Annotated in this window: 27 protein-coding genes; 1 reads left to right on the top strand and 26 read right to left on the bottom strand. The window is 49.1% G+C overall.

Annotation, left to right across the window (positions count from 1 at the left end; translation table 11 throughout):
- Positions 1-38: 38 nt before the first annotated feature.
- The 26 genes from RF679_RS16660 to RF679_RS16785 all read right to left on the bottom strand — a co-directional run bounded on the left by RF679_RS16660 (position 39) and on the right by RF679_RS16785 (position 21,365).
- Positions 39-395, bottom strand: coding sequence for a histidine triad nucleotide-binding protein (locus RF679_RS16660; protein WP_309481753.1), 357 nt, complete (start codon positions 393-395; stop codon positions 39-41).
- A 45-nt stretch (positions 396-440) separates the two neighbouring features.
- Complete coding sequence (locus tag RF679_RS16665; protein ID WP_309481754.1) at positions 441-773, bottom strand: phosphoribosyl-ATP diphosphatase; 333 nt, start codon at positions 771-773, stop codon at positions 441-443.
- 71 nt (positions 774-844) lie between these two features.
- Entirely contained in the window at positions 845-1,243 is a 399-nt protein-coding gene (gene hisI / locus RF679_RS16670) for a phosphoribosyl-AMP cyclohydrolase (RefSeq protein ID WP_309481755.1), read from the bottom strand.
- Positions 1,240-2,004 (bottom strand): imidazole glycerol phosphate synthase subunit HisF, encoded by a 765-nt coding sequence (gene hisF / locus RF679_RS16675; RefSeq protein WP_309481756.1) that lies wholly within the window; start codon positions 2,002-2,004, stop codon positions 1,240-1,242. Before hisF ends, hisI begins: the two co-directional genes overlap by 4 nt.
- Positions 2,001-2,792: a 1-(5-phosphoribosyl)-5-[(5-phosphoribosylamino)methylideneamino]imidazole-4-carboxamide isomerase gene (hisA, locus tag RF679_RS16680; RefSeq protein WP_309481757.1), complete on the bottom strand. Its 792-nt coding sequence runs from the start codon at positions 2,790-2,792 to the stop codon at positions 2,001-2,003. Before hisA ends, hisF begins: the two co-directional genes overlap by 4 nt.
- A gap of 95 nt (positions 2,793-2,887) precedes the next feature.
- On the bottom strand, positions 2,888-3,526 hold the full coding sequence (gene hisH, locus RF679_RS16685) for an imidazole glycerol phosphate synthase subunit HisH (protein WP_309481758.1): 639 nt from the start codon (positions 3,524-3,526) through the stop codon (positions 2,888-2,890).
- A gap of 119 nt (positions 3,527-3,645) precedes the next feature.
- Entirely contained in the window at positions 3,646-4,242 is a 597-nt protein-coding gene (gene hisB / locus RF679_RS16690) for an imidazoleglycerol-phosphate dehydratase HisB (protein ID WP_309481759.1), read from the bottom strand.
- 91 nt (positions 4,243-4,333) lie between these two features.
- Positions 4,334-5,473, bottom strand: a complete 1,140-nt coding sequence (hisC, locus tag RF679_RS16695) for a histidinol-phosphate transaminase (protein WP_309484038.1) — start codon at positions 5,471-5,473, stop codon at positions 4,334-4,336.
- A 93-nt stretch (positions 5,474-5,566) separates the two neighbouring features.
- Positions 5,567-6,496 carry a DNA-methyltransferase gene (locus tag RF679_RS16700; RefSeq protein ID WP_309481760.1) on the bottom strand — a complete coding sequence of 310 codons (930 nt, stop codon included), beginning with the start codon at positions 6,494-6,496 and terminating at the stop codon, positions 5,567-5,569.
- 86 nt (positions 6,497-6,582) lie between these two features.
- Complete coding sequence (gene hisD / locus RF679_RS16705) at positions 6,583-7,914, bottom strand: histidinol dehydrogenase (protein ID WP_309481761.1); 1,332 nt, start codon at positions 7,912-7,914, stop codon at positions 6,583-6,585.
- Entirely contained in the window at positions 7,911-8,567 is a 657-nt protein-coding gene (gene hisG, locus RF679_RS16710; protein ID WP_309481762.1) for an ATP phosphoribosyltransferase, read from the bottom strand. The genes hisD and hisG overlap by 4 nt, the downstream gene beginning before the upstream one ends.
- 68 nt (positions 8,568-8,635) lie before the next feature.
- Positions 8,636-9,886, bottom strand: a complete 1,251-nt coding sequence (murA, locus tag RF679_RS16715) for a UDP-N-acetylglucosamine 1-carboxyvinyltransferase (RefSeq protein ID WP_309481763.1) — start codon at positions 9,884-9,886, stop codon at positions 8,636-8,638.
- Between the two features lies 1 nt (position 9,887).
- Entirely contained in the window at positions 9,888-10,121 is a 234-nt protein-coding gene (locus tag RF679_RS16720; RefSeq protein WP_309481764.1) for a BolA family protein, read from the bottom strand.
- Between the two features lie 33 nt (positions 10,122-10,154).
- A complete protein-coding gene (locus RF679_RS16725; protein WP_309481765.1) occupies positions 10,155-10,907 on the bottom strand; it encodes an ABC transporter permease in 753 nt (250 codons plus the stop codon).
- Positions 10,904-11,839, bottom strand: a complete 936-nt coding sequence (locus tag RF679_RS16730) for an ABC transporter ATP-binding protein (protein WP_309481766.1) — start codon at positions 11,837-11,839, stop codon at positions 10,904-10,906. Before RF679_RS16730 ends, RF679_RS16725 begins: the two co-directional genes overlap by 4 nt.
- A gap of 311 nt (positions 11,840-12,150) precedes the next feature.
- Entirely contained in the window at positions 12,151-12,429 is a 279-nt protein-coding gene (locus RF679_RS16735; protein ID WP_309481767.1) for an STAS domain-containing protein, read from the bottom strand.
- 18 nt (positions 12,430-12,447) lie between these two features.
- Positions 12,448-13,095: an MlaC/ttg2D family ABC transporter substrate-binding protein gene (locus RF679_RS16740; protein ID WP_373921696.1), complete on the bottom strand. Its 648-nt coding sequence runs from the start codon at positions 13,093-13,095 to the stop codon at positions 12,448-12,450.
- A 161-nt stretch (positions 13,096-13,256) separates the two neighbouring features.
- Positions 13,257-14,042 (bottom strand): MlaA family lipoprotein, encoded by a 786-nt coding sequence (locus RF679_RS16745; protein ID WP_309481768.1) that lies wholly within the window; start codon positions 14,040-14,042, stop codon positions 13,257-13,259.
- Positions 14,039-14,512, bottom strand: coding sequence for an outer membrane lipid asymmetry maintenance protein MlaD (gene mlaD, locus RF679_RS16750; protein ID WP_309481769.1), 474 nt, complete (start codon positions 14,510-14,512; stop codon positions 14,039-14,041). Before mlaD ends, RF679_RS16745 begins: the two co-directional genes overlap by 4 nt.
- Before the next feature lie 126 nt (positions 14,513-14,638).
- Complete coding sequence (mlaE, locus tag RF679_RS16755) at positions 14,639-15,424, bottom strand: lipid asymmetry maintenance ABC transporter permease subunit MlaE (RefSeq protein WP_373921790.1); 786 nt, start codon at positions 15,422-15,424, stop codon at positions 14,639-14,641.
- Positions 15,424-16,230: an ABC transporter ATP-binding protein gene (locus RF679_RS16760; RefSeq protein ID WP_309481771.1), complete on the bottom strand. Its 807-nt coding sequence runs from the start codon at positions 16,228-16,230 to the stop codon at positions 15,424-15,426. Before RF679_RS16760 ends, mlaE begins: the two co-directional genes overlap by 1 nt.
- Before the next feature lie 336 nt (positions 16,231-16,566).
- Positions 16,567-16,944: a hypothetical protein gene (locus RF679_RS16765; protein ID WP_309481772.1), complete on the bottom strand. Its 378-nt coding sequence runs from the start codon at positions 16,942-16,944 to the stop codon at positions 16,567-16,569.
- Positions 16,945-17,082: 138 nt separating this feature from the next.
- Positions 17,083-17,472 carry a VOC family protein gene (locus RF679_RS16770; protein WP_309481773.1) on the bottom strand — a complete coding sequence of 130 codons (390 nt, stop codon included), beginning with the start codon at positions 17,470-17,472 and terminating at the stop codon, positions 17,083-17,085.
- 47 nt (positions 17,473-17,519) lie between these two features.
- Positions 17,520-19,400 carry a PAS domain-containing sensor histidine kinase gene (locus RF679_RS16775; RefSeq protein WP_309481774.1) on the bottom strand — a complete coding sequence of 627 codons (1,881 nt, stop codon included), beginning with the start codon at positions 19,398-19,400 and terminating at the stop codon, positions 17,520-17,522.
- Positions 19,401-19,403: 3 nt separating this feature from the next.
- A complete protein-coding gene (locus RF679_RS16780; RefSeq protein ID WP_309481775.1) occupies positions 19,404-20,282 on the bottom strand; it encodes a phosphate/phosphite/phosphonate ABC transporter substrate-binding protein in 879 nt (292 codons plus the stop codon).
- A gap of 273 nt (positions 20,283-20,555) precedes the next feature.
- The gene (locus RF679_RS16785; protein WP_309481776.1) at positions 20,556-21,365 is read right to left on the bottom strand and encodes a lipase family protein; all 810 of its coding nucleotides are present in this window, start codon (positions 21,363-21,365) and stop codon (positions 20,556-20,558) included.
- A gap of 218 nt (positions 21,366-21,583) precedes the next feature.
- Between RF679_RS16785 and RF679_RS16790 the strand changes: the two genes are divergently transcribed.
- Positions 21,584-22,357 carry a substrate-binding periplasmic protein gene (locus RF679_RS16790; RefSeq protein ID WP_309481777.1) on the top strand — a complete coding sequence of 258 codons (774 nt, stop codon included), beginning with the start codon at positions 21,584-21,586 and terminating at the stop codon, positions 22,355-22,357.
- Position 22,358: the final 1 nt, after the last annotated feature.

Raw genomic sequence — 22,358 nt, forward strand, 5'->3', positions numbered from 1 at the left:
ACGATCTCGGGCGCAAACCCTTCAACAAGATCGAAAAATTACAATTTAGTCCCGCCAAGCACATGCATGTGCAGATGATAAACCACTTGGCCACCATTCGGCCCCGTATTAATCACCGTTTTGAAGCCGCCCGCTTTGCTGCCATCGGCATTCTCAACGTAAGCACAACCATGTTCTGCAGCCAACTTCGGCGCCAGTTCCAACATTTTACCCAATAAAACAGCGTCTTCCGCTTTAGCGTCGGCTAAGCTAGCCAAATGCTTCTTCGGTATGATCAATGCGTGAAACGGTGCTGCCGGATTGATGTCCTTAAACGCCAAGAGATCATCGTCTTCATACAAAACCGTGGCCGGAATTTGTTTGGCGACGATTTTACAAAATATACAGTTATCCATGCCAACGTCCTAAACCATTCAAAAACTGTTACAAAACTTACTGTTTTATTCAGGCCGCGCAGCTTTTTCCACTAAGCCTGAGATCCCTTCACGCCGCGCAAGTTCCTCTAAAACCTGCTGCGGATGCAGATTATACTGCGCCAGCATGACCATGGAGTGAAACCAGAGGTCGGCGCATTCATAAATCAAATCCGAAGTATCGCCAGAGACGCGCGCATCTTTCGCCGCCATCACCGTTTCGGTCGCTTCTTCGCCTATCTTCTTCAAAATGGCGTCATCGCCCTTCGAAAACAGCTTAGCGACATAAGAAACACTAGGATCAGCTGATTTACGGCTTTCAATGACCGCCGCTAGCTGGTCCAAAATCGAGGATTGCATGATGAATTCCTAGGAAGTGACTGATTGGCCGCGCTTTTCTACACCATGCGCGGGTAGTTCGAGAATGCGGTTTACTTGTAAATACTGTCCGGATCTTTGAGGACGGGATCAACCACCTGCCACTCGCCCTCATCCAGCGTACCTTCAAATTTCTGGAAAAAACAGGAGTGCCGACCTGTATGACAGGCAATGCCTGCCACTTGTTCGATTTTGAGCAAAATCACGTCTTCATCGCAATCAAGACGAATCTCTTTCACCTTTTGTACGTGTCCAGATTCTTCGCCCTTATGCCAGAGTTTTTTACGTGAACGGCTCCAATACACCGCTTCGCCGCTTTCAACCGTACGACTCAAGGCTTCGCGGTTCATCCAGGCAAACATCAGCACTTCATTGGTACTGGCCTCTTGGGCGATGACTGGTACCAAACCAGAATCGTCCCACTTTACTTTATTCAACCACCGAAAACTCATAGCAACCTCATAGGAATCTGTTGTGCTGCCATAAATTGTTTAGCCTCTTGCACGGTATGCTGTCCAAAATGGAAGATCGATGCTGCCAACACTGCATCAGCGCCGCCGATCTTAATGCCATCGGCGAGATCCTGTAAGCCACCAACGCCGCCCGATGCAATCACGGGAATTTCGACCGCATCCGATACGGCGCGCGTCAATCCAAGATCGAAGCCAGAACGTGTACCATCTTTATCCATACTGGTCAGCAGGATTTCTCCAGCGCCGAGTTCCGCCATTTTGCGCGCCCACTCAACTGCATCGAGACCCGTCGCATTGCGACCGCCGTGGGTGTACACCTCCCACCGACCATCACCACGTGACTTGGCATCGATCGCCACCACGATACATTGAGAGCCATACTTATGCGCTGCATCCGCCACTAACTGAGGGTTCGTCACTGCAGAGGTATTGATGCCGACTTTATCGGCCCCTGCATTAAGCAAGCGCCGTACGTCAGCAACGCTGCGCACACCGCCACCGACGGTTAAAGGAATAAAGACTTGGGAAGCCACTGCTTCGATCATCGGCAAGATCAAATCGCGATCATCGGAAGAGGCGGTAATATCGAGAAAGGTAATTTCATCGGCACCTTGTTGGTCGTAGCGCCGTGCGATTTCAACAGGGTCACCTGCGTCACGCAATTCGAGAAAGTTAACGCCCTTCACCACCCGCCCCGCATTCACATCGAGGCAGGGAATAATTCGTTTTGCAAGCGTCATTCTTCGTCTTCTTCGTAGACCAAATCGCCACTGAGTTCGTCGGCACGGTCTTGTGCAGTCGCCAGATCCAAAGTACCTTCGTAAATCGAACGACCACAAATCACGCCTTCGATACCTTCATCTTGTACCTCGCACAAGGCTTCGACGTCGGTAATGGTATGCACGCCACCTGAAGCTATGACTGGCACACTGACTGCTTGCGCCAACTTCACGGTTGCATCGATGTTGACACCTTGCATCATGCCGTCACGACCAATGTCGGTGTAGATGATGGCTTCGATGCCGTAACCTTCAAATTTTTGAGCGAGGTCGATCACATCGTGGCCAGACATTTTGCTCCAACCATCGGTGGCGACTTTGCCATCTTTGGCGTCGATACCGACAATGATCTGTCCTGGGAAAGCGCTACAAGCATCGGCCAAGAAGCCGGGGCTCTTCACCGCTGCGGTACCGATGATGATGTAGGAAATACCAGCATTCAGATAACGCTCAATGGTGTCGAGATCACGAATCCCGCCGCCAAGCTGCACGGGGATTTCTTCGGTATCGGTTTCTTCAGCGTATTCACGCACGGTTTTGATAATGGCTTTAATCGCCGCTTCGTTTTTTGGTTTGCCAGCAAAGGCGCCGTTCAGGTCAACTAAGTGCAAACGTCGAGCACCTTGTTCTAACCAGTGGCGGGCCATATCGGCGGGTTCTTCAGAGAATACTGTGGCTTGATCCATGTCGCCTTGTTTGAGGCGTACGCAGTGACCGTCTTTCAGGTCGATAGCAGGAATGAGCAGCATAATAAATGGCTGTTGTGATGAAAATAAGAATCAAAAAATCGTCAAATCAACACTGAAAATTCGAAAAATGGCTTGAGCCTATAGACTAAACCGTTTTAGGGCTTCCAGTGTACAAAATTTTTGTACAGTTGCAATCCTGCAGCAGCACTTTTCTCAGGGTGGAATTGGGTAGCAAAAATATTATCGCGCGCCACAGCCGAAGCAAACACATGACCGTATTCGGTCGTGCCAACCACATGGGCCGCGTTTTCCGCTTGCACGTAATAACTGTGAACGAAATAAAAATAATCAAGATCGGCAATACCTTGCCATAGAGGATGGGCTTGCGCCTGTCGCACACGATTCCAGCCCATTTGCGGCACCTTGTAACGTGACCCATCGCTTTGCAACTGTCCCTGCAAATCAAACCGCACGACTTTGCCCGGCAATAAGCTCAAACAAGGCGTATTCCCTTCTGCGCTCACATCAAACAGCATTTGTTCACCGACGCAAACCCCGAACAAAGGTTTGTTACGAGCGGCCTCTAACACGGCCTCTTTCAGACCAGAATCGTTCAGGCATCCGATACAGTCTGGCATGGCGCCTTGGCCTGGCAAGACCAATCGATCTGCGCTACGAATCTCGGCAACTTCTCCGGAAATCAAGACATTTGCTTCAGGGGCGACTGCGCGCAAGGCTTGCGCGACCGACCGCACATTGCCCATGCCGTAATCAACGACAACAATTTTATTCATGATGAGAATTAGCGAACATTTTGTGGCTAAAGCTGAAGCTAAGACTTAGACGGTGACTTGAGCGGGGGCGATCATTGATCACGACCACCGCCACCCTCCAAGCCTAGCAAACGAATGATCTATAGCGTACCTTTAGTGGAAGGAATTGTACCTGCTGCGCGTTCATCGTGCTCAGCTGCCATACGCAAGGCGCGGCCAAATGCTTTGAAAATGGTTTCGCATTGATGATGCGCGTTTTGGCCACGTAGATTATCGATGTGCAGCGTCACCAAGGCGTGATTGACGAAACCTTGGAAAAATTCATGCGTCAAATCGACATCAAAACTACCGATCGTAGCGCGCTTAAAATCGCAATGAAATTCCAGCCCAGGACGGCCTGAAAAATCCACCACCACACGCGACAAAGCCTCATCGAGCGGGACATAAGCATGTCCATAGCGACGAATACCTTTTTTATCGCCAATCGCTTTGGCAAAGGCTTGGCCTAAAGTGATGCCCACATCTTCCACCGTATGATGCGCGTCGATATGCAAATCACCATTGGCATGGATTTCCAAATCGATCAAGCCATGACGCGCGATTTGATCGAGCATATGGTCGAGGAAAGGAACGCCGGTGTGCAATTCTTGCTTGCCTGTGCCATCAAGATTGATGCTCACAGAGATTTGAGTTTCATTGGTGTTACGCGTAACTTGCGCTGTGCGTTGAGCGGACATGGTAGTCAAAAACGAAGTGAATAAAATCTTTAGCTAAATCGACTGGGAGGCACGGCGAAGAACGCTGAATAATTTCAACGTCACGTCCATTTCAAGACCCCCTTAAGATCTCTTTTAGTGCATTGAGCAAGATCGCATTTTCTTCCGCGGTACTCACTGTGATGCGCAAACAATCCTTTAGCAGAGCATGCATTTTACCTACATTTTTCACCAAAATTTTTCGCGCGGCCAATTTTGTGAAGACTTGGTCCGCAAAACTCTGCTCTGACCCACAGTTTCCCTCGGGATTTTCAAATTTCGTCAGTACGAAATTAGCGGCGGAAGGAAATACACTCACACCCGGCAGCGCAGCAAGTTGACTAGACAAGTGCTCGCGTTGCCCCCTTAAATCGGCAGCTTGTTGTTCAAATACCTCTGCATGCTCAAGCACACAGAGCACCGCTGCCTCCGTCAAGACATTGATGTTATACGGTGGACGTACCTTCTCGAACTGTTCCAACAACGCGGGCGCGGCCGCCATGTAGCCGAGTCGAACACCTGCCAAACCTAGTTTCGATACGGTACGCATCACGACCATATTCGGGAACTCCGCCAAGCGCGGCATAAAGCTCGATTGTGCGAAGGGCTGGTAAGCTTCGTCGACCACCACGATGCCCGTCTCACCGACGGCACGTATGATGGTTTCCATTTCATCTTCGGAAAATTTAGTACCGGTCGGATTATTCGGATATGCCAAATAGGTAATCGCGGGCTGATGCGCGGCGATCGCGTCCAACATCGCTGGTGTATCGAGGCTCAAATCTGTATTGAGCGGCACACCGACAAAATCCAAACCTGCTAATTTGGCGGACATCGCGTACATCACAAAACTAGGAACTGGCGCCAACACTTTCGCGCCGGGCTTGGCGCAAGCGACGCTCAAAAGTGTGATCAATTCATCAGAGCCATTGCCGAGCACCAGTGGATAGCCTTGTGGCACACCGTAATGGTGACTTAAGGCGGCTTTGAGGGCGCTATAACTGGGTACAGGGTAGCGATTCAAATCGATCTGCGTCAAGCGCTGTGCGAGTGATTGCTGTAACTCTGGAGGCAAGCGATAGGGATTTTCCATCGCATCGAGTTTCAAATAGCCGCTCGCATCGGGTACGTGGTAAGCAGACAAGGCTTGCACCTCATCGCGTATGGTGTTCTGAATGAGCTTAGCGACCAATTGTGAGTTCGAAGTAGACATCATTTTTCAAGTAGTTTTGATCTATCGTGACCATGCCGTTCAAGTGCCGACTAATTCGTTTGTGTCGACTCAAGTACTCTCTTCGACGTGGGTCTATGCTGCTTTTTTTCGACTAGTTTTGCCACTCGTGAGTTTGCTGACTGCGCCAACCGCCGTGCTTTGCGCGGTTTTCCGAAGACGCTTCTGTGGAGTGACAGCTTTGACTTTTTTGACGGCCGGTTTGGCCCGCACTGGCTCAGTCGGTTGATTACGCAGAACTTGTTGCTCTGCTTCTGCCGACTGCAAACGCGCCTCGATGATGGCGCAGTAATCTGGATTGAGTTCGAATCCGACGAACTGGCGGCCGCAACGGCGTGCGGCAACGGCGGTTGTACCACTGCCCATAAAAGGATCAAGCACCACTCCATCCGCTGGGCACGATGCCATCACCATGCGCTCGATAATTTCTAGAGGCTTTTGCGTAGGATGTTCAACCCGTTCAGGATCTTCTTTATGCAAGCGCGACACGCTCCACAAGTCTTTCGGGTTGTAGCCGAGCTCGAGCCATTTTGCACCAACGAAAATGGAACGAGAGCGTGCCTTCTTGGTCTCGGCATCGTAGGGAATCCGCACCGAATCAAGATCGAAGTAATAATTCTTCGATTTAACAAACAAGCCAATCGTGTCATGCACCGAGCTAAAACTGCGCGTGCTGCCTCCCATCGAAGGCACGCGGCGATCCCAAATGATTTCGTTAATCATGGTCATGCGCTGTTTCAGCATCACGAAAATTTCAGGTGAATAGCGCCATGTCAGAAAGATATACAGCGAGCCGGTCGGTTTCAACTTCGGCAGTACTGCATCAATCCAGCGCTCGGTCCACGCGAGGTATTCGGCCGCCTCCTGCTTATCTGAATCATTGCCATAATCTTTGCCCAAGCCATAGGGCGGATCAGTCAAAATCAGATCAATGCTGGCATCAGGAATACGATGTAAACCTGTGATGGCATCTTCATTGAAAATCTGATTCAGAAAAATGGTCATATGATTGAATGAGGAAAACCGTACGAAACCGCGAGATCACATCGCCTGAGAAATTAATACGAAGCTTAAACTTCAAGCCTGAAGCATTAAGACTTCAAGCGTAATTCCGCACTACGCGCATGAGCCGGCAGCCCTTCCCCATAAGCGAGTTCAGCTGCGATCTTACCCAAACTTTGTGCGCCTGTCTCACTGACTTCGATCATCGAAGAGCGTTTTTGAAAATCATATACACCTAAAGGCGAAGAAAAACGCGCTGTCCGTGAAGTCGGCAAGACGTGGTTCGGGCCAGCGCAGTAGTCTCCAAGCGACTCCGAAGAGAAACGTCCTAAGAACATCGCACCTGCATGGCGAATTTGCTCGGCCCATTGACGTGGTTCGACTGCCGAAATTTCTAAGTGTTCGGCGGCAATCTCATTCGCAATCGCGCAGGCTTCTTGCATATCGCGAACTTTGATCAATGCCCCGCGATCACGCAATGACGTGCGAATAATGTCTGCGCGCGGCATGGTGGCAATCAAACGGTCAATACTGGCATGAACGCGATCGAGGTAGTCTGCGTCCGGGCACAGTAAAATCGACTGAGCCAGTTCATCATGCTCTGCCTGCGAGAACAAATCCATCGCTACCCAATCAGGATCTGTCGTGCCATCGCACAGGACTAAAATCTCAGAGGGACCAGCGATCATATCAATCCCTACCGTACCAAACACGCGGCGTTTTGCATTCGCGACATAGGCGTTACCCGGCCCGACAATCTTATCGACCTGCGGTACCGACTCAGTACCGTAAGCAAGCGCGGCCACAGCTTGCGCGCCACCTATCGTAATCACTTTATCGACACCCGCGATCGCCGCCGCAGCAAGCACGAGGGGATTGCGTACGCCGTCAGGTGTCGGTACCACCATGATGATTTCTTGTACGCCAGCCACTTTAGCCGGTATCGCATTCATCAAGACAGAAGACGGATAAGCTGCTTTACCACCGGGCACATAAATGCCGACGCGATCCAATGGAGTCACATTTTGTCCCAACACCGTACCGTCTGCTTCGGTGTACGAGAAACCCGCAGAGCCGCATTCACGCTTTTGCACTTCGTGATATGCCCGCACGCGCGCCGCGGCTGCTTCCAGCGCTTGACGGCGCTCACTCGGCAAAGATGCGAGAGCCACTTGTAATTCCTGCGCGTCGATTTGCAAAGCACTCATCGATTGCGCAGTTAATCGATCAAACCTATTGGTAAACTCTAACACCGCAGCATCGCCGCGCGTTCTCACCGCTTGCAGAATCTCTACCACACTGGCATCGATGGCGGCATCTTCGCTCGCTTCAAACGCCAACAGCTGACGCAAAGTTGGCGCAAAATCTGGTGCACTTGAATCAAGGCGGCTTAACTGTGTTTCGTAACGCTGGGAACTCATGCTTTGCCCTCCGAAGCGCGTTCGAACGCGGCCAGAATCGGCTGCAAGCGATCGCGTTTCAATTTCAAAGCAGCTTGATTCACTACCAAGCGTGATGAGATATCCATGATCTGCTCAACTTCAACCAAATTATTGGCGCGCAGTGTATTGCCGGTACTGACCAGATCGACGATTACATCCGACAAACCAACCAAAGGAGCCAATTCCATCGAACCGTAGAGCTTAATCAAATCAATATGCACACCTTTACTCGCAAAGTGCTGACGTGCCATTTCTGTGTACTTGGTTGCCACCCGCAGACGCGCTCCTTGGCGCACCGCTGTCGCATAATCAAACCCGACCGAAACAGCCACTGACATACGGCATTTCGCAATACCCAAATCAATCGGTTGATACAAGCCAGCGCCACCATGCTCAAACAAGACATCTTTGCCGGCCACGCCGAAATCGGCCGCACCGTACTGCACATAAGTCGGAACATCAGAGGCACGCACGATGATGACCCGAACTTCAGGGTCATTCGTCGACAAAATTAATTTGCGCGATTTTTCAGGATCTTCGCTCACACGGATGCCGGCGGCCTCCAAGAGCGGCAAGGTTTCTTCAAAAATACGGCCCTTCGACAGGGCTAAGGTCAGCTGCTGAGAACTCATGGTTTACTCGAATTGGAATCACGGGTTTTGCAACACGTGAAGATTCACTAGCTATGGGCTTTGTTAACTTATTTGACGCGTTGGATCTGCGCTCCAACCGCAGACAACTTCACTTCCATACGATCATAACCACGATCAAGATGGTAAATACGATCGATTAAAGTCTCGCCTTGCGCGGCCAAAGCGGCGATGACCAAAGAAGCAGAAGCGCGCAAATCGGTCGCCATCACTGGCGCACCAACCAAACGATCAACGCCATTCACAATCGCGGTGTGGCCATCGATCTCGATGTGCGCACCCAAACGATTCATTTCTTGTACGTGCATAAAACGATTTTCAAAAATCGTTTCCGTCACACGTGCAGTGCCGTTGGCAACGCAATCAACCGCCATAAACTGCGCTTGCATGTCCGTTGGGAAGCCCGGATATTCTGTGGTACGGAAACTGACGGCTTTCGGACGGCCGCTCATCTGTGCACGAATCCAATCGGGTCCACTGGTGATGATAACGCCTGCTTCACGCAATTTATCTAAGGCGACATCCAAAATATCACTACGCGTTTTCGTCACAGTGATATCGCCACCGGCCGCGGCCACGGCGCAGAGGAAGGTTGCCGTTTCAATGCGATCGGCGATCACGGTATGGGTTGCACCGTGCAAAGACTCCACACCTTGCACCACCAAACGGTCGGTACCGATGCCGGAGATTTTCGCTCCCATTGCGACCAACAAATTCGCCAGATCAGTAACTTCTGGTTCGCGCGCTGCGTTTTCCAAAATTGTTTCGCCATCGGCCAAAGTTGCCGCCATCAACAAGTTTTCGGTACCTGTGACAGTAATCATATCGGTCACGATGCGAGCGCCACGCAAGCGCTTAGCCTTGGCATGAATATAACCGGCTTCAATCGTGATTTCTGCACCCATGGCTTGCAAGCCCTTAATGTGCTGATCGACCGGACGCGAACCAATCGCGCAACCGCCTGGCAAAGAGACTTTTGCTTCGCCAAAGCGCGCCAGCAACGGTCCCAATACCAAAATCGAGGCACGCATGGTTTTCACCATGTCGTAAGGAGCTTCTAACTTATCGATAGCGCCGCCATTCAATGTCACGACACCGTCTTCCTCACGCACTTGCAAACCCATTTGTTTGAGTAACTTGAGCATGGTCGACACGTCCTGCAGAGCAGGCACGTTGTGCAAACACAGGTCAGAAGCCGTCAGCAAACCAGCACAGAGAATAGGCAATGCGGCGTTCTTCGCTCCAGCGATCGCAATTTCGCCGTTCAGACGATGACCGCCTGTAATCAGTAATTTATCCATCTTATTTAAATTCTTCCGGTGTCAAAGTTTTCATCGACAATGCATGAATCTCTTCGCGCATACGATCGCCCAGTGCGGCATAGACCAATTGATGGCGTTGAATCAAACGCTTACCAGCAAAGGCAGACGACACGATCACAGCATTGAAATGCTGGCCATCGCCTTCTACTTCGAGATGGGTACATTCGAGACCAGCGGCGATATAATTTTTGACTTGTTCAGGTGTGGGTAACACGATACTTACTTTCAAATGGATAGCTAAATAACTTCAATGACGCAACTTATAACCGCTACGCAACATGTGCATCGCGGTGAAACCTAGCGCCAACATAAATCCGCTCACAACGAACAAACTTTGCACAGGAGCGACGTCAGATTGGCCGGTAAAACCGTAACGGAAACCATCAATCATATAGAAAAATGGGTTCAAGCTGGAAATCGTTTTCCAGACAGGCGGCAAGGACTCAATGGAATAGAACACGCCCGACAAAAACGTCAAAGGGACGATCACAAAATTTTGAAATGCCGCCAACTGATCAAATTTCTCAGCCCAAATACCGGCAATTAATCCCATAATACCCAACACAGCAGCGCTAAGTAAGGCGAACAAGATAATCCAGAGCGGTGCCGCAAATTGCAAATGAGCGAACCACGCCGTCACCACAAACACACCAAGCCCGACTACGAGACCACGCACCATCGCCGCCAACACATAGGCGCTAAACATCTCCCAGTGGGATAAGGGCGGCAACATGATAAAGACCAGATTGCCAGTCACTTTCGATTGAATCAAAGACGACGATGCGTTAGCGAAGGCGTTCTGCAAAACACTCATCATGACCAAACCAGGAATCAAGAAAGCCATGTAACTCACACCATGCACTTTGACGTGACCATCGAGCGCTTGTCCGAAAATCAGCAGATACATCATGGCCGTCATAATCGGCGCCGTCACCGTTTGCATGGCGACTTTCCAGAAGCGCAGCACTTCTTTATAAAACAGTGTTTGAAATCCTATCATTGTGGATCTCCCTGCGAGCTACCCATAATCTGTAAGAACACATCTTCCAAATCGGCCTGCTCTAATTGCAAATCTTCAAGCGTGCAGCCAGCGTTTCTTAAGCTCGCCAAAATGGGCTCGACTTCATCGTGATGATTAATCCGGAACGCGTAACGTGCCTGAGTACGATCGGTGTCGCTTGTGATCAGCAGATGTTGTAGCTCTGTTGGCAGAGTGCCGTTGCCTAACTGGACCCGCAATTGCGATCCTGAAATGCGCTTAATTAATGTTTGCATTTGGTCCAAAGCGACAATTTTGCCTGCTTTCAGCATCGCCACGCGGTTACACAAGGCTTGCGCTTCTTCGAGGTAGTGCGTCGTCAAAACGATGGTGTGTCCTTCGCGATTGAGACGCGAGATGAACTTCCACAAAGTCTGACGCAGTTCCACGTCAACCCCGGCAGTTGGTTCATCTAACACAATCACAGGGGGCCGATGCACCAGTGCTTGCGCCACCAGCACACGACGCTTCATGCCACCAGACAAAGCACGCATATTGGCATCTGCTTTATTGGTTAAGTCAAGATTGGCCATGATCTCATCAATCCAATCATCGTTTTTCTTGATGCCAAAGTAACCGGACTGCAGACGCAAGGTCTCGCGCACAGTAAAAAACGGATCAAACACCAATTCTTGCGGAACCACGCCAAGGTTGCGGCGAGCATTACGATAGTCGTTAACCACGTCATAACCAGCCACGCGCACCGTACCTGCATCAGCGCGGTTCAAGCCTGCGATGATGGAAATCAGAGAAGTCTTGCCGGCACCGTTGGGGCCCAAGAGTCCAAAGAACTCACCTTGTTCGATGTCCAAGGAAACGCCGCCGAGCGCCTGCAATTGCTTGCCGCCGGAACGATAAGTTTTCTGAACATTGCTAATTTGTATTGCTGCCATAAGGCGTTTGCACTCACGTGCTTTAAGTCAAAGTGGATAGAAAAAGGAAGACTTGTCACGCAGCATCCCTCTGCATGCAAGGGATTGAAGAGAGCGACACCGTTTGTTCGCTCACTGCATAGCACCGATCACTTAGGATTCGATGATGTCTAGAAAGCTCACGATTATAGGGGATTTTCCAAGCGCTGAGGCAGCAAGTCCCGACAATTCGCGGTTTGCCAGAAATTCAGAGGGGAATCGGTGGAAAGGATGCGGCACTAGGCGAGACCAGAAAGCCGCATATGTATAGACAGATCAAACGGAATTAGATTTCATGCGGCAACACGAGGCTCGCGCATTTCAAAAAAATCTTGCAATCCATATAAATTAATCAAGCTCAATAAGCTCGCTGGCGCAGCCACAAGTCGAATTGAGCGTTGCTGCTGGTGGGCCTGACGTTGCCAAGCCAACAAAACGGCAACTGCCGAGGAGTCAACGCTGTTAATCGAACTTAAATCAAACTCTTCAGTGCCAGCTGAGATCGCGGCACAACCACGCTGCGCCAAATCTGCGGCATTTCCCAAATTAAGTTCTTCTTCTGTTAAAACCACGTCAACTCCTCGTATGAATTACTTCTTGGCACTCGCCAGTTTCTTGTTTTTCTCAGATAAAGTCTTGATCAAACCATCAACGCCATTCTTGCTAATCTCAGCAGCAAAGTTACCTTTGTAAGTTTCGACCAACCAAGCACCTAAGACATTGATATCAAAAATTTTCCAGCCTGTAGCTGTCTTTTCCAAGCGATAGTTCAATTGCAATGGTTCGCCACGGCTTTGAATCACCAAGCTCTTCACTTCCACTTCAGTATCATCCGCTGCTGCACGCAATGGTTTGAACTCAACACGTTGGTCACGGATTTGAGTAATCGCACCAGAGTAAGTATGAATCAACAAAGTACGGAACTCGTTGATCAATTGCTTTTGCTGCTCTGGAGTAGAGTCGCGCCAGCTCTTACCTACCGCTAAGGAAGTCATGCGATTGAAATCAATAAAAGGGAGCACCTTTGTTTCAACCAATTCGTTAATACGACCACGATTGCCGTTTTGGATTTCTTTATCAGTTTTCGCCGCGTCCAAGATCTCTGTACTCAAACGTTTCACTAACTGGTCAGGGGCTTCATCTGCCGCCATCGCGGTGTTAGACAAACCCACGACCGAACCAATCAAAAGCGCACAACTTAAGGTCGCCATCTTGAAGAAATTCATTACTTTTTTCATCTTTCTCTTTCTTTCAATTTTCGAATTATCGAACTTCCGAATTATTGGATTATCGAATTTTCAGCATATCGCGTGATGAGGACACCATACAGATCGATATTTCCCACAATTCCGAACCACCGACTTTGGTTGACAACAACGACCATCCAAGCCACTCAGTCCTACTCATCCTCGTCTTTATGGATTTGGCTCTCACGTCTTTGTAAATAGGCGCCGCGGATAAACACATATTTATCCAAGGCAGCTTCTTCGATCAAGTTCACCGCATCAAGTGCATTCGCCCGCTTGTCGATCACCTTCAATACAGATGTGGTGTTCCTAAACGCCATTGACCCTCGTGAGTACAGTATGTCACCTTTAAAATCGATTGGCGTGGCCAAGGAATCGCGCAAAGTCGAAGGACCAAGAATCGGCAAAACGACGTACGGCCCAGCGGGCACGCCCCACACACCCAGGGTTTGTCCAAAATCTGCCTGATGCTTCGGCATTCCGCCTGCCGAAGCGACATCAATTAAACCACCTACGCCAACCGTAGTGTTGATGGCGAAGCGCATGAAGTCATTCGCCCCATCGGAGAAATTGCCTTGTAAGATATTGTTGACCGCGGTCCATACATCGCCCGCGTTACTGAAAAAGTTGCCAATCGCGGTCTTTACCAAACTTGGTGTCACCTTTTGATAAACCTGTGCCACTGGTTTCAAGACAGTCGAGTCGACACTTTCATTGAAAGCAAACATCGAGCGATTAAAGCCTTCCAAAGGATCATCTGGGTTATTACCGATGCCCGTCTTTTCACTGACCTTTTCCAGGGTCGCAATCGCCTTAGTTTTAACCTTCGTCACCGTTGTACATGCACTCAGACCAACGGCTAACAACAGCACCACCGCGAGGCGCAGGCTCAAGCCACGTAAGGTATTCAAATAACTCATCGCTCCACCCAACATCATTTGCTTTCGTCCTTACCTTCGGCCGCTTTGCTGAACAAGAATTGGCTAATCAAATTCTCTAAGACGACTGCGGATTGGGTCATTTTGATACGATCACCGTTCGCCAAATTCTCAACGTCGCCACCAGCTTCCAAACCAATGTACTGCTCGCCAAGCAAACCCGCTGTCAAAATTTTTGCTGAGGTGTCTTTAGGGAAGTTGTAGCGCTTTTCCAATTTCAAAACAACGGTCGCTTGGAAAGTCTTGTCGTCAAACCGAATTTCACCAACACGACCAACCACCACGCCCGCACTTTTCACGGCGGCGTTCGGCTTGAGACCGCCAATATTGTCAAACTTAGTGACGACATCATATGTTTTTTCGAATGAGAGGCTGCTCATATTGCCTGCTTTCAATGCCAAGAACAGCAATGCCGCTGCTCCCAACAGAACGAACAGACCAACCCAAACATCTATCGATTTTTTTTGCATTTTGCTTACCTCTGTCTAACTTGTAACGTTAGGTTTTTATCTCTTTAATGGTGTACGGCGATTCGTTTTTCCGTCACCTTTATTGCATCGAGTTATCACGAAACTCGACTGAAAAATCACTGCCAATTATTGAAACATCCAAGCGGTCAGGAGGAAATCCAGCCACAGAACCAATAAGGAAGATATGACGACCGTACGAGTGGTCGCACGTGACACGCCTTCTGGTGTTGGAGTGGCTTCATAGCCCTGATATAACGCCACGAAAGTCGCTGCGAAACCAAAGACGACACTCTTGATAATACCGTTCCCGAGGTCCTTCCAAATATCAACGCCAGCCTGCATTTGCGACCAGAATGATCCGCTATCGACGCCAATCAAAACCACACCAACGAGGTAGCCGCCAATAATGCCCATCGCATTAAAAATCAAGGTCAAAATCGGCATGGCAATCACGCCACCAAGGAAACGTGGAGCGATCACACGTTGCAAAGGATTGACGGCCATCATCTCCATCGCGGCCAGCTGCTCACCGGCTTTCATCAAACCAATTTCAGCCGTTAATGAAGTCCCTGCACGACCTGCAAATAAGAGTGCCGTCACTACAGGACCTAATTCCCGAACTAAGGACAAGGCGACCAACAGACCTAAAGCTTCTTCCGATCCGTATTTGTTGAGCGTGTAATAGCCCTGATAACCCAACACAAATCCCACAAACAAACCGGAAATCGCGATGATGACCAGGGAATAGTTACCGATGAAATGTACTTGGTCGGCGATCAGTTGTGGGCGACGCCAGAGGCTTGGAGCATTGATCACAATACTCACAAAACTGCGCGCAGCATGGCCGAGGTTCTCCACCGTTTCACGGGTGCCTTGGCCTAATCGTTGCACTAGATTAAAAATCGCGCCCATCATAGATTTGCTCCTGGCAAGCCCATATCTTCGGCCAAACTCTTGCCGGGATAATGAAAAGGAACAGGGCCATCATGCTCTGCGTGGACAAATTGCTTCACATAGGGATCAGTGGATTCCAACATTTCTTGCGGTGTTCCTTGTGCAACGATCTTCCCTTGCGACAGGAAATATACATAATCGGCAATCACAAAAGTTTCATGCACATCGTGGGATACCAAAATGGTGGTCGAACCCAAGGCATTGTTGAGATTGCGGATCAAGGTTGCGGTAACGCCCATTGAAATAGGATCGAGTCCCGCAAACGGTTCGTCATACATAATCAGCTGAGGATCTAAAGCAACCGCGCGAGCCAATGCTACACGACGCGCCATGCCCCCTGAAATTTCCGATGGTTTGAGCTTGGCTGCATTACGCAAACCCACTGCATTCAGCTTCATCAACACTAAATCCTGAATCATCGATTCAGGTAATTTTGTATGTTCGCGCAGTGGAAAAGCGACATTTTCAAAAACCGTCAGATCGGTAAATAAAGCTCCATGCTGAAACAGCATGCCCATCTTTCTGCGTAGCGCGAATAAATCAGCCGTTTTCAATTGATGAACAATCTGACCATCAACATTAACGTGGCCATGTTGCGGGGCAATTTGGCCACCGATCAAACGCAAAATGGTCGTTTTTCCTGAGCCTGAACCACCCATCACCGCAATCACTTTGCCGCGTGGGAAATCCATGGTTAAACCAGACAAAATGTCTCGTCCACCATAGGAAAACTGCAAATCACGGATTTCAACTAAATTAGGCACGTCGTTCGCTTATGAAAAGAAAGGTGAAATTGTAAACTAGTTCTAGAATTCGAGTTGGCGCGGAAAATTTCAACAAAAACAATAAAAAGACAAAATTAGAATGTTTTAGAATTAAACAAAATTAAATTCCGCCAAATTAAGATTTTATAAAATAAAAGAAATACTGCGCCGCAATATTTTTACAAAATAAATGAACATAGAGTCAGCAACTGAGACTTTCCTTAGCTCAAAAAGTTCAGAAAGCTTGTCAAACGCCGGATTCTTTACTTCTTAAGCAAGGCAACGTCAAAAGAAAACTCTTGCGGATCTTGAATTCTAAGTGGGATCTGATGCAAATCAGACTGTTTTCACGAAGGTATAACGAACCAGTACCAAGGCGAGCGTAAAGCAATACGCCCGCCATGACCGCAGGCGCACTTGATATCGACTCATTACCGCCGATCTCTTTACAGCAAAAAAATAGGCAAGCCAGGCGGCAAAAAGTGGTGCCACGATCAGGTTTACGATTTGCCACCCAGGCTGATGCAATAAGCCGCGCGAAAAGATGAGTAAACTCACGCCGCCGAGCAAGGCCCCAATCAGGGCATAGCCCAAACATTGCAACAAAATTTTGCCGCCACTACCGTCCTGCTGATGGGTTTGCTCTGTTTGCAAAGGAAAATGAGCAATCGCTTCTAAAAAGATTTCCAGAAGGAGAAAGATAATGTCTTCCATGGTGTCCGTTAAAGTGATGTGAAAGCGCGCAGTGTATCGATGTCGCGCTCTTCAACTCCACGGTAGTTTGTATATCGCTTTACCTTTCCACAATCCTCTTAAAGAGATTCTCTCAACGTTTCAGCTTGCAGATCGCGTTCAATATCCACCTTTGACCAAGCGCTGAGAGATCCACCACAGATTTCCAAACTGATCCCGCACACCACCTTGTCGATCTCCATAGGGCATATCAGCGACAGGCATAATCAAGCTAGCCCCAAATTGCAGTGCACGATTGATACTTTCATCGGCATTTTCCACATATAAGTAATACGAAGCTGGCATCGCGGGATAGGCTTCAGAGGACTCGCTCACCATCAGCATCGAGGTGCCAATCGCAATTTGGGCATTGGCGATACACCCATCTTCACGCAGACTTCGATGCAGCTCAAACCCATCCAGCCCTTGTACCAAAAACTCGACAAATTGCTCAGCTCCCTCAACAAATATATACGGTGTGACGGTATTAAATCCTGGAGGAATATACATGCTTTGCTCTCAAAAAAAATGAAAATGATTTCGATCAAGTTGTTGATCTAAATACCCGATGCAGCGTCGTCAAACGTGAGCGGAAGCGTGAACCAAAACACGGTCCCCATTCCCTCTTGAGTGGTGAAACCGATCTGCCCTCCCATCGCTTCTACGAGGGCTTTGCTAATCTTGAGCCCCAACCCCGTGCCACCTTGCTGGCGCGTGTTGCCATTATTGGCTTGGGCAAACGCACTAAAGATCTCTCCTTGGAAATCGGCTGGAATACCCTGACCGTAATCTTCGATTTCGACCAAGGCATGACCATCGACCTGAGAAACCCGCACGTCGACCTTCTCAGCACCGTTCGAAAACTTGGCAGCGTTCGACAAAATGTTTGCCAAAACCTGTGCCAAACGTACTGCATCTGCTTGGACCCGCAAACTCTCTAGTGAAGCGTTCAAGACGTATTTCACATGGTAGTTATTCGCATATCCTGCATTGTCAGCCAAAGACTGCCGAACCGCGCTCACCAACTCAAGCTCAACCATGTTAATCGGCATCTTCCCTGCGACTAATTTCTCCATGTCGAGTAGATCGTTGATTAGTAGTATCAAGCGCGAACTATTCTTCTGCGCGAGTCCCACCAGTTTCTTGGCCTCCGATGGTATCTCGCCCATCACTCCATTTTCGACCAACTTCAAAGAGCCATGGATTGACGTCAACGGGGTACGTAATTCATGGCTCACAGTTGCCACGAACTCTGACTTCAAACGATCAAGGCGACGACGTTCGGAGATATCACGGATAATGCCAATAAAAATCGCTTCACCATGATCGCTGGTTTTCGACAAGGCCAAATCGGCGGGAAACAATTCGCCACTCAAACGACGGGCTTCGATTTCTGCACCAACTGCATTCACCTTAGAGTGGCTGCGCTCAACGAAATCATGTAGGAACATTGATTTATTCGTGTCACCTGAGGCGGGGATAATTCTATCGATCGAGGTACCAAGCAAGCTACGTTGTTCACACGCAAAAATGCGACCTGCAGCAACATTACAAGAGCGAATCGAACCGTCCACATCGATCACCAAAATGCCATCGGCTAAATTATCGAGAATGGTTTGATTCTGCGCCATGCGATCAGACAAATTCTGCTCGTGTGAGCGTATCGTAATAGACAATCGATTGAGCGCAGTAGCGAGTTCATAAATCTCTTTGGTACCCGAGTAGACAGGAATTTGTCGACTTGCTTTCACTGCTGACAAACTCGCGAAAGCCGTGATGTTGGCGAGGGCCTGCATTGGGGCGCGCAATAAGATGGCGAGCAAAATGAGAACAGCAGCAGTCAAAATGCAGGTAAATAACAAGGCGTACCCGAGTCTACCGAGCATCGCGTCATTGACTTCTTCAAGACTATATCGCAGGCGAAGGCTACCGATTCGTGTGCCGGCTTCAATTGGCAACCATATTTCAAAATGCTCTTGGATCTCGATCAGGCCAAATAAGAACTGGCGTTGATTGTTCGCTCCGTCATCATACGAAGTGCGCGCCGTTGACGAGGATGCCTTTACTAAACTCATATCATACGAAGCCATGAGTGTACCATTGCGTTTAATCACGCTTGTAATAGGACGATTATTTTCATCAACGATCAAAATCGAGGAAATATAAGGCAGTTTCGCATTGACTCTCAGCAGATCTTCTAAGCTTGCAACGTCACGACTAATGATCAGGCCACTCGACATACTGGCGATACTCTTACCGAGATAGAGGACCTGATCATCCGCCACTTGGCGCGAGCTTTTGATGGATGCGTAGGTAAAAACGCCACCCGCTATCAATGACGCCGCAGCCACAGAGACGCCAACCAAAAACATCAGCTGCGATGCCATGTGATATGGCAAAAAACGTCGGATATTGAGAGCATCTAGCCATGCGAACATGGATTACTCCTTCTCCAAGATGACGAACTTTTCGATCTTCAGCTTCTCCAACGACAAATAGTCTCGCTGATAATCGGCATTGATCGGTTGTGCCATTCGAATCTCCGCAAGGAGCCGCTGCCCCTCTGCGTCTTTCGATAAATTCAGTAATGCATCGTGCAGCGCTTTGACGACCTCTGCCGGTACGCGCGGATGCGCCACAATTGGATGCGGCGCTGTCTCTGGGGTTTGGTACAAAATTCGTAACTGCGCACGCACTTCCGGCGTCTCATCATTGAGAGTGGTATTGATCCCGCCGCCGGCTGCGACCGTTCCGTTCAGCACACTCCGGTAAACATTGCTGTGCGTGGAGAGAAATTGAGTTTGGAAGTCCACATGTTCCGCAGTCAATAATGCCCGCATATACAAGGACGCACCAAACGCATTAGGAGCTGGGAACCCTACACTCTTCTTATCAAGGTCGTGCAGAGTTTTGTAGGGACTATCCTGACGAACTACCAAGATACCCTTTAAGGTTTTGTTATCGCGAATGAAGGGCAGATAATTCTGTGCGCGCTTCGCCATCACGGCATGGTAGGGATTCAAATAGGCGAAATCAGGTTCACCCGCCAACACGGCGGTTTCAAACTGCGGAATAGTTTTGGCCAACACCAGTTGAAATTGAACTCCAGTGTCACGCGCAATTCTGGCCAATAGAGGGGACCATTCGGTATGCAGCTGCACCCCATTGTATTGAGGCACCACAGAGATCGTATAAACTTTTTGTGCAGGCGGCGGTGCTGCCGCCGTTGATGCGATAGGCGAAGTCGCCAGCGCCATAGGTAAATACAAGGATCCCAGCAACAAACTGCCATGCTTCAGCAACGAGCGTCTTGAGTACATCAGCCTCCCCCGTTCTTGGCTTGTTTTCGACAGGCTCTGAGTTATTTCACGCCCGTCATAAATCACAACTTGTGAAAAAGCGATACACCATCATACAACGTAATTGCCACAAGAAAACATTGCGGCAAGGAGTAAGACATAAATGCATACAAGTGCAGGATACTTTGTTTGTTTTTGACGACCTTTGCATCCTCGGTCTTGCAAAGAAATTAAAACAAATAGCAAGCAACCACAATAACTCGTTCGCGCCTAACCTGAACACCCCGACCGGGCCTAGAGTCGCTCAAGATAGCGTCGCGGCGCATGATCAGCGAGCGCCTTTACAGGATTAATCAAGCTCGCAAAACCAAGCCCAGTACTTGTGCCGCGAAGTTGAATGCATGTCCCTGCATGCGCAAAACCCATGGCTTCAATGGGAACTTTACAAACAAGATCTTCATCATCGACGACTCTAAAAATTGGCATCGCTGGCAATTGCTCAACAAAGGCTTGATTTCCAACGCGCGGTGAACCGTAGGTATAGCAAGTAGCGAAAGAAAATCGACGACAAGCCAAGGTGGCTAGAGCTGCCCCAAGACTATGACCTGTGACCCAAATCGGCTCCGATGACTCGCGCAAAGAAGTTTCAATTTGCTGCCATATGCTATCTAAGGCACGTTCGAAGCCACGATGAACCAAGGCCTCCGTGTTGTTAGCCGAAAGCAGGGGCAAAGCGCCCACATCGCAATCGGTAATGAAGTCGCGAATGTCTTGTTCGGTACCCCGAAACACGAGCACTCTCAAAGGCAGGCTTGTGTGTCGCACGAGCATTGCCTGCGTATGGGTCAATTGATCTTGGAAAAACGCGAGCTGTTCGAAACCGCCGCGCCGCAAGAATTCCCGTCGCGTGGGTTGAGGTGGCGTCACTTCCTCTTCGACATCATGGCGATACACCAAACGACTCAACTCAGCACATGCGAGTGCATTACCCAAGTGATATTCCTTGATTTGAAGATCCAAGTTCGGCATGAGGCGTACCACAAAAAAATCATCTGCTAAACCAGGTAACAGCAATTCGCGCCATGCTTTGCTCATCCACCACATTTCAAGCTCCCTACTTAATTTACTTGCATAAATATTATTTCAACGAACCCACTATTTAACATCGAACTAGGACTAAGAACCACAATTCGGCTAATTGCGTATCCTCACGACATCGAAACTCAACTAATGCAGCAAAAAAATAAATCAACTTGAACTATTTCCCCGCCAATAGATCACAATGCTATTGAGCGATTTCACTCCTTTTTCATTTATTACTTATGCGTACTATCGCACTCCGTCGCGCCATCCACGCATTGAGCTTCTTAAGTCTCCTTAGTTGCTGGCAGCATTGCTTTGCCAACGACCGACCGCTCTTACGTGGTCTGACTAGTGAAGACGCCTACCCCTACAATTTTCAGATGCGACAGAAAATTGATGGTCTCGTTTTTGAAATCGCCAAGTTACTGACGAGCCGCAGTGGATATGAGCTCAAAGTCGAGGCACAACCTTGGACGCGCGCGCTGCAAACAGCCAAAGACAATCCAAACGTGCTCGTATTCAGCTTAGCCCGCAATCCTGAGCGCGAGCAACACTACCATTGGATAGGCCCGGTGACCACTAGTGAAGTTTGGCTATTCAAACTTAAATCACGAACCGATCTTCAGATCACAAAATTGGAAGAGGTTAAGTCCTACACCATCGGTGATGTCGCGAGCAGCTCGACGATCGCTTTACTGCAGAAACACGGAGCGAAGATCGATCCAGCTCCGAGCAATCTATCCAACTGTCGAAAATTTAAGGCAGGTCGAGTCGATCTCATTCCTTTCGATCCAAACGGCATCAAGATCTTTTTGCATACCTGCGGCCTCAAACCTGAAGATGTTGAGCAAAGTCTACATTTACCACGTGATACAGCGCTGTATATCGCCCTTGGAAAACGTAGCGATGCTGAACTGGTGCAGCAACTACAGCAGCAATTTCAAAATATAATCAAAGACAAAAGTCTGCAACGACTCCATGAGCAATGGAAGATACCCTACAAAAATCCCTAAG

The sequence above is a fragment of the Undibacterium cyanobacteriorum genome, assembly GCF_031326225.1.
Lineage (GTDB): Bacteria > Pseudomonadota > Gammaproteobacteria > Burkholderiales > Burkholderiaceae_D > Undibacterium > Undibacterium cyanobacteriorum.

Excerpts from the sequence above, each read along its gene's own strand:
- RF679_RS16665 (WP_309481754.1), bottom strand. The coding sequence starts at position 773 with ATGCAATCCTCGATTTTGGACCAGCTAGCGGCGGTCATTGAAAGCCGT.
- RF679_RS16745 (WP_309481768.1), bottom strand. The coding sequence starts at position 14,042 with ATGATGTTGGGTGGAGCGATGAGTTATTTGAATACCTTACGTGGCTTG.
- RF679_RS16730 (WP_309481766.1), bottom strand. The coding sequence starts at position 11,839 with ATGGCAGCAATACAAATTAGCAATGTTCAGAAAACTTATCGTTCCGGC.
- hisG (WP_309481762.1), bottom strand. The coding sequence starts at position 8,567 with ATGAGTTCTCAGCAGCTGACCTTAGCCCTGTCGAAGGGCCGTATTTTT.
- RF679_RS16765 (WP_309481772.1), bottom strand. The coding sequence starts at position 16,944 with ATGGAAGACATTATCTTTCTCCTTCTGGAAATCTTTTTAGAAGCGATT.
- RF679_RS16700 (WP_309481760.1), bottom strand. The coding sequence starts at position 6,496 with ATGACCATTTTTCTGAATCAGATTTTCAATGAAGATGCCATCACAGGT.
- RF679_RS16780 (WP_309481775.1), bottom strand. The coding sequence starts at position 20,282 with ATGTACTCAAGACGCTCGTTGCTGAAGCATGGCAGTTTGTTGCTGGGA.
- hisD (WP_309481761.1), bottom strand. The coding sequence starts at position 7,914 with ATGAGTTCCCAGCGTTACGAAACACAGTTAAGCCGCCTTGATTCAAGT.
- RF679_RS16790 (WP_309481777.1), top strand. The coding sequence starts at position 21,584 with ATGCGTACTATCGCACTCCGTCGCGCCATCCACGCATTGAGCTTCTTA.
- hisI (WP_309481755.1), bottom strand. The coding sequence starts at position 1,243 with ATGAGTTTTCGGTGGTTGAATAAAGTAAAGTGGGACGATTCTGGTTTG.
- hisH (WP_309481758.1), bottom strand. The coding sequence starts at position 3,526 with ATGAATAAAATTGTTGTCGTTGATTACGGCATGGGCAATGTGCGGTCG.
- RF679_RS16775 (WP_309481774.1), bottom strand. The coding sequence starts at position 19,400 with ATGTTCGCATGGCTAGATGCTCTCAATATCCGACGTTTTTTGCCATAT.
- hisC (WP_309484038.1), bottom strand. The coding sequence starts at position 5,473 with ATGTCTACTTCGAACTCACAATTGGTCGCTAAGCTCATTCAGAACACC.
- mlaE (WP_373921790.1), bottom strand. The coding sequence starts at position 15,424 with ATGGGCGCGATTTTTAATCTAGTGCAACGATTAGGCCAAGGCACCCGT.
- mlaD (WP_309481769.1), bottom strand. The coding sequence starts at position 14,512 with ATGCAAAAAAAATCGATAGATGTTTGGGTTGGTCTGTTCGTTCTGTTG.
- RF679_RS16660 (WP_309481753.1), bottom strand. The coding sequence starts at position 395 with ATGGATAACTGTATATTTTGTAAAATCGTCGCCAAACAAATTCCGGCC.
- hisF (WP_309481756.1), bottom strand. The coding sequence starts at position 2,004 with ATGACGCTTGCAAAACGAATTATTCCCTGCCTCGATGTGAATGCGGGG.
- RF679_RS16740 (WP_373921696.1), bottom strand. The coding sequence starts at position 13,095 with ATGAAAAAAGTAATGAATTTCTTCAAGATGGCGACCTTAAGTTGTGCG.
- RF679_RS16785 (WP_309481776.1), bottom strand. The coding sequence starts at position 21,365 with ATGTGGTGGATGAGCAAAGCATGGCGCGAATTGCTGTTACCTGGTTTA.
- hisB (WP_309481759.1), bottom strand. The coding sequence starts at position 4,242 with ATGTCCGCTCAACGCACAGCGCAAGTTACGCGTAACACCAATGAAACT.
- RF679_RS16770 (WP_309481773.1), bottom strand. The coding sequence starts at position 17,472 with ATGTATATTCCTCCAGGATTTAATACCGTCACACCGTATATATTTGTT.
- murA (WP_309481763.1), bottom strand. The coding sequence starts at position 9,886 with ATGGATAAATTACTGATTACAGGCGGTCATCGTCTGAACGGCGAAATT.
- RF679_RS16725 (WP_309481765.1), bottom strand. The coding sequence starts at position 10,907 with ATGATAGGATTTCAAACACTGTTTTATAAAGAAGTGCTGCGCTTCTGG.
- hisA (WP_309481757.1), bottom strand. The coding sequence starts at position 2,792 with ATGCTGCTCATTCCTGCTATCGACCTGAAAGACGGTCACTGCGTACGC.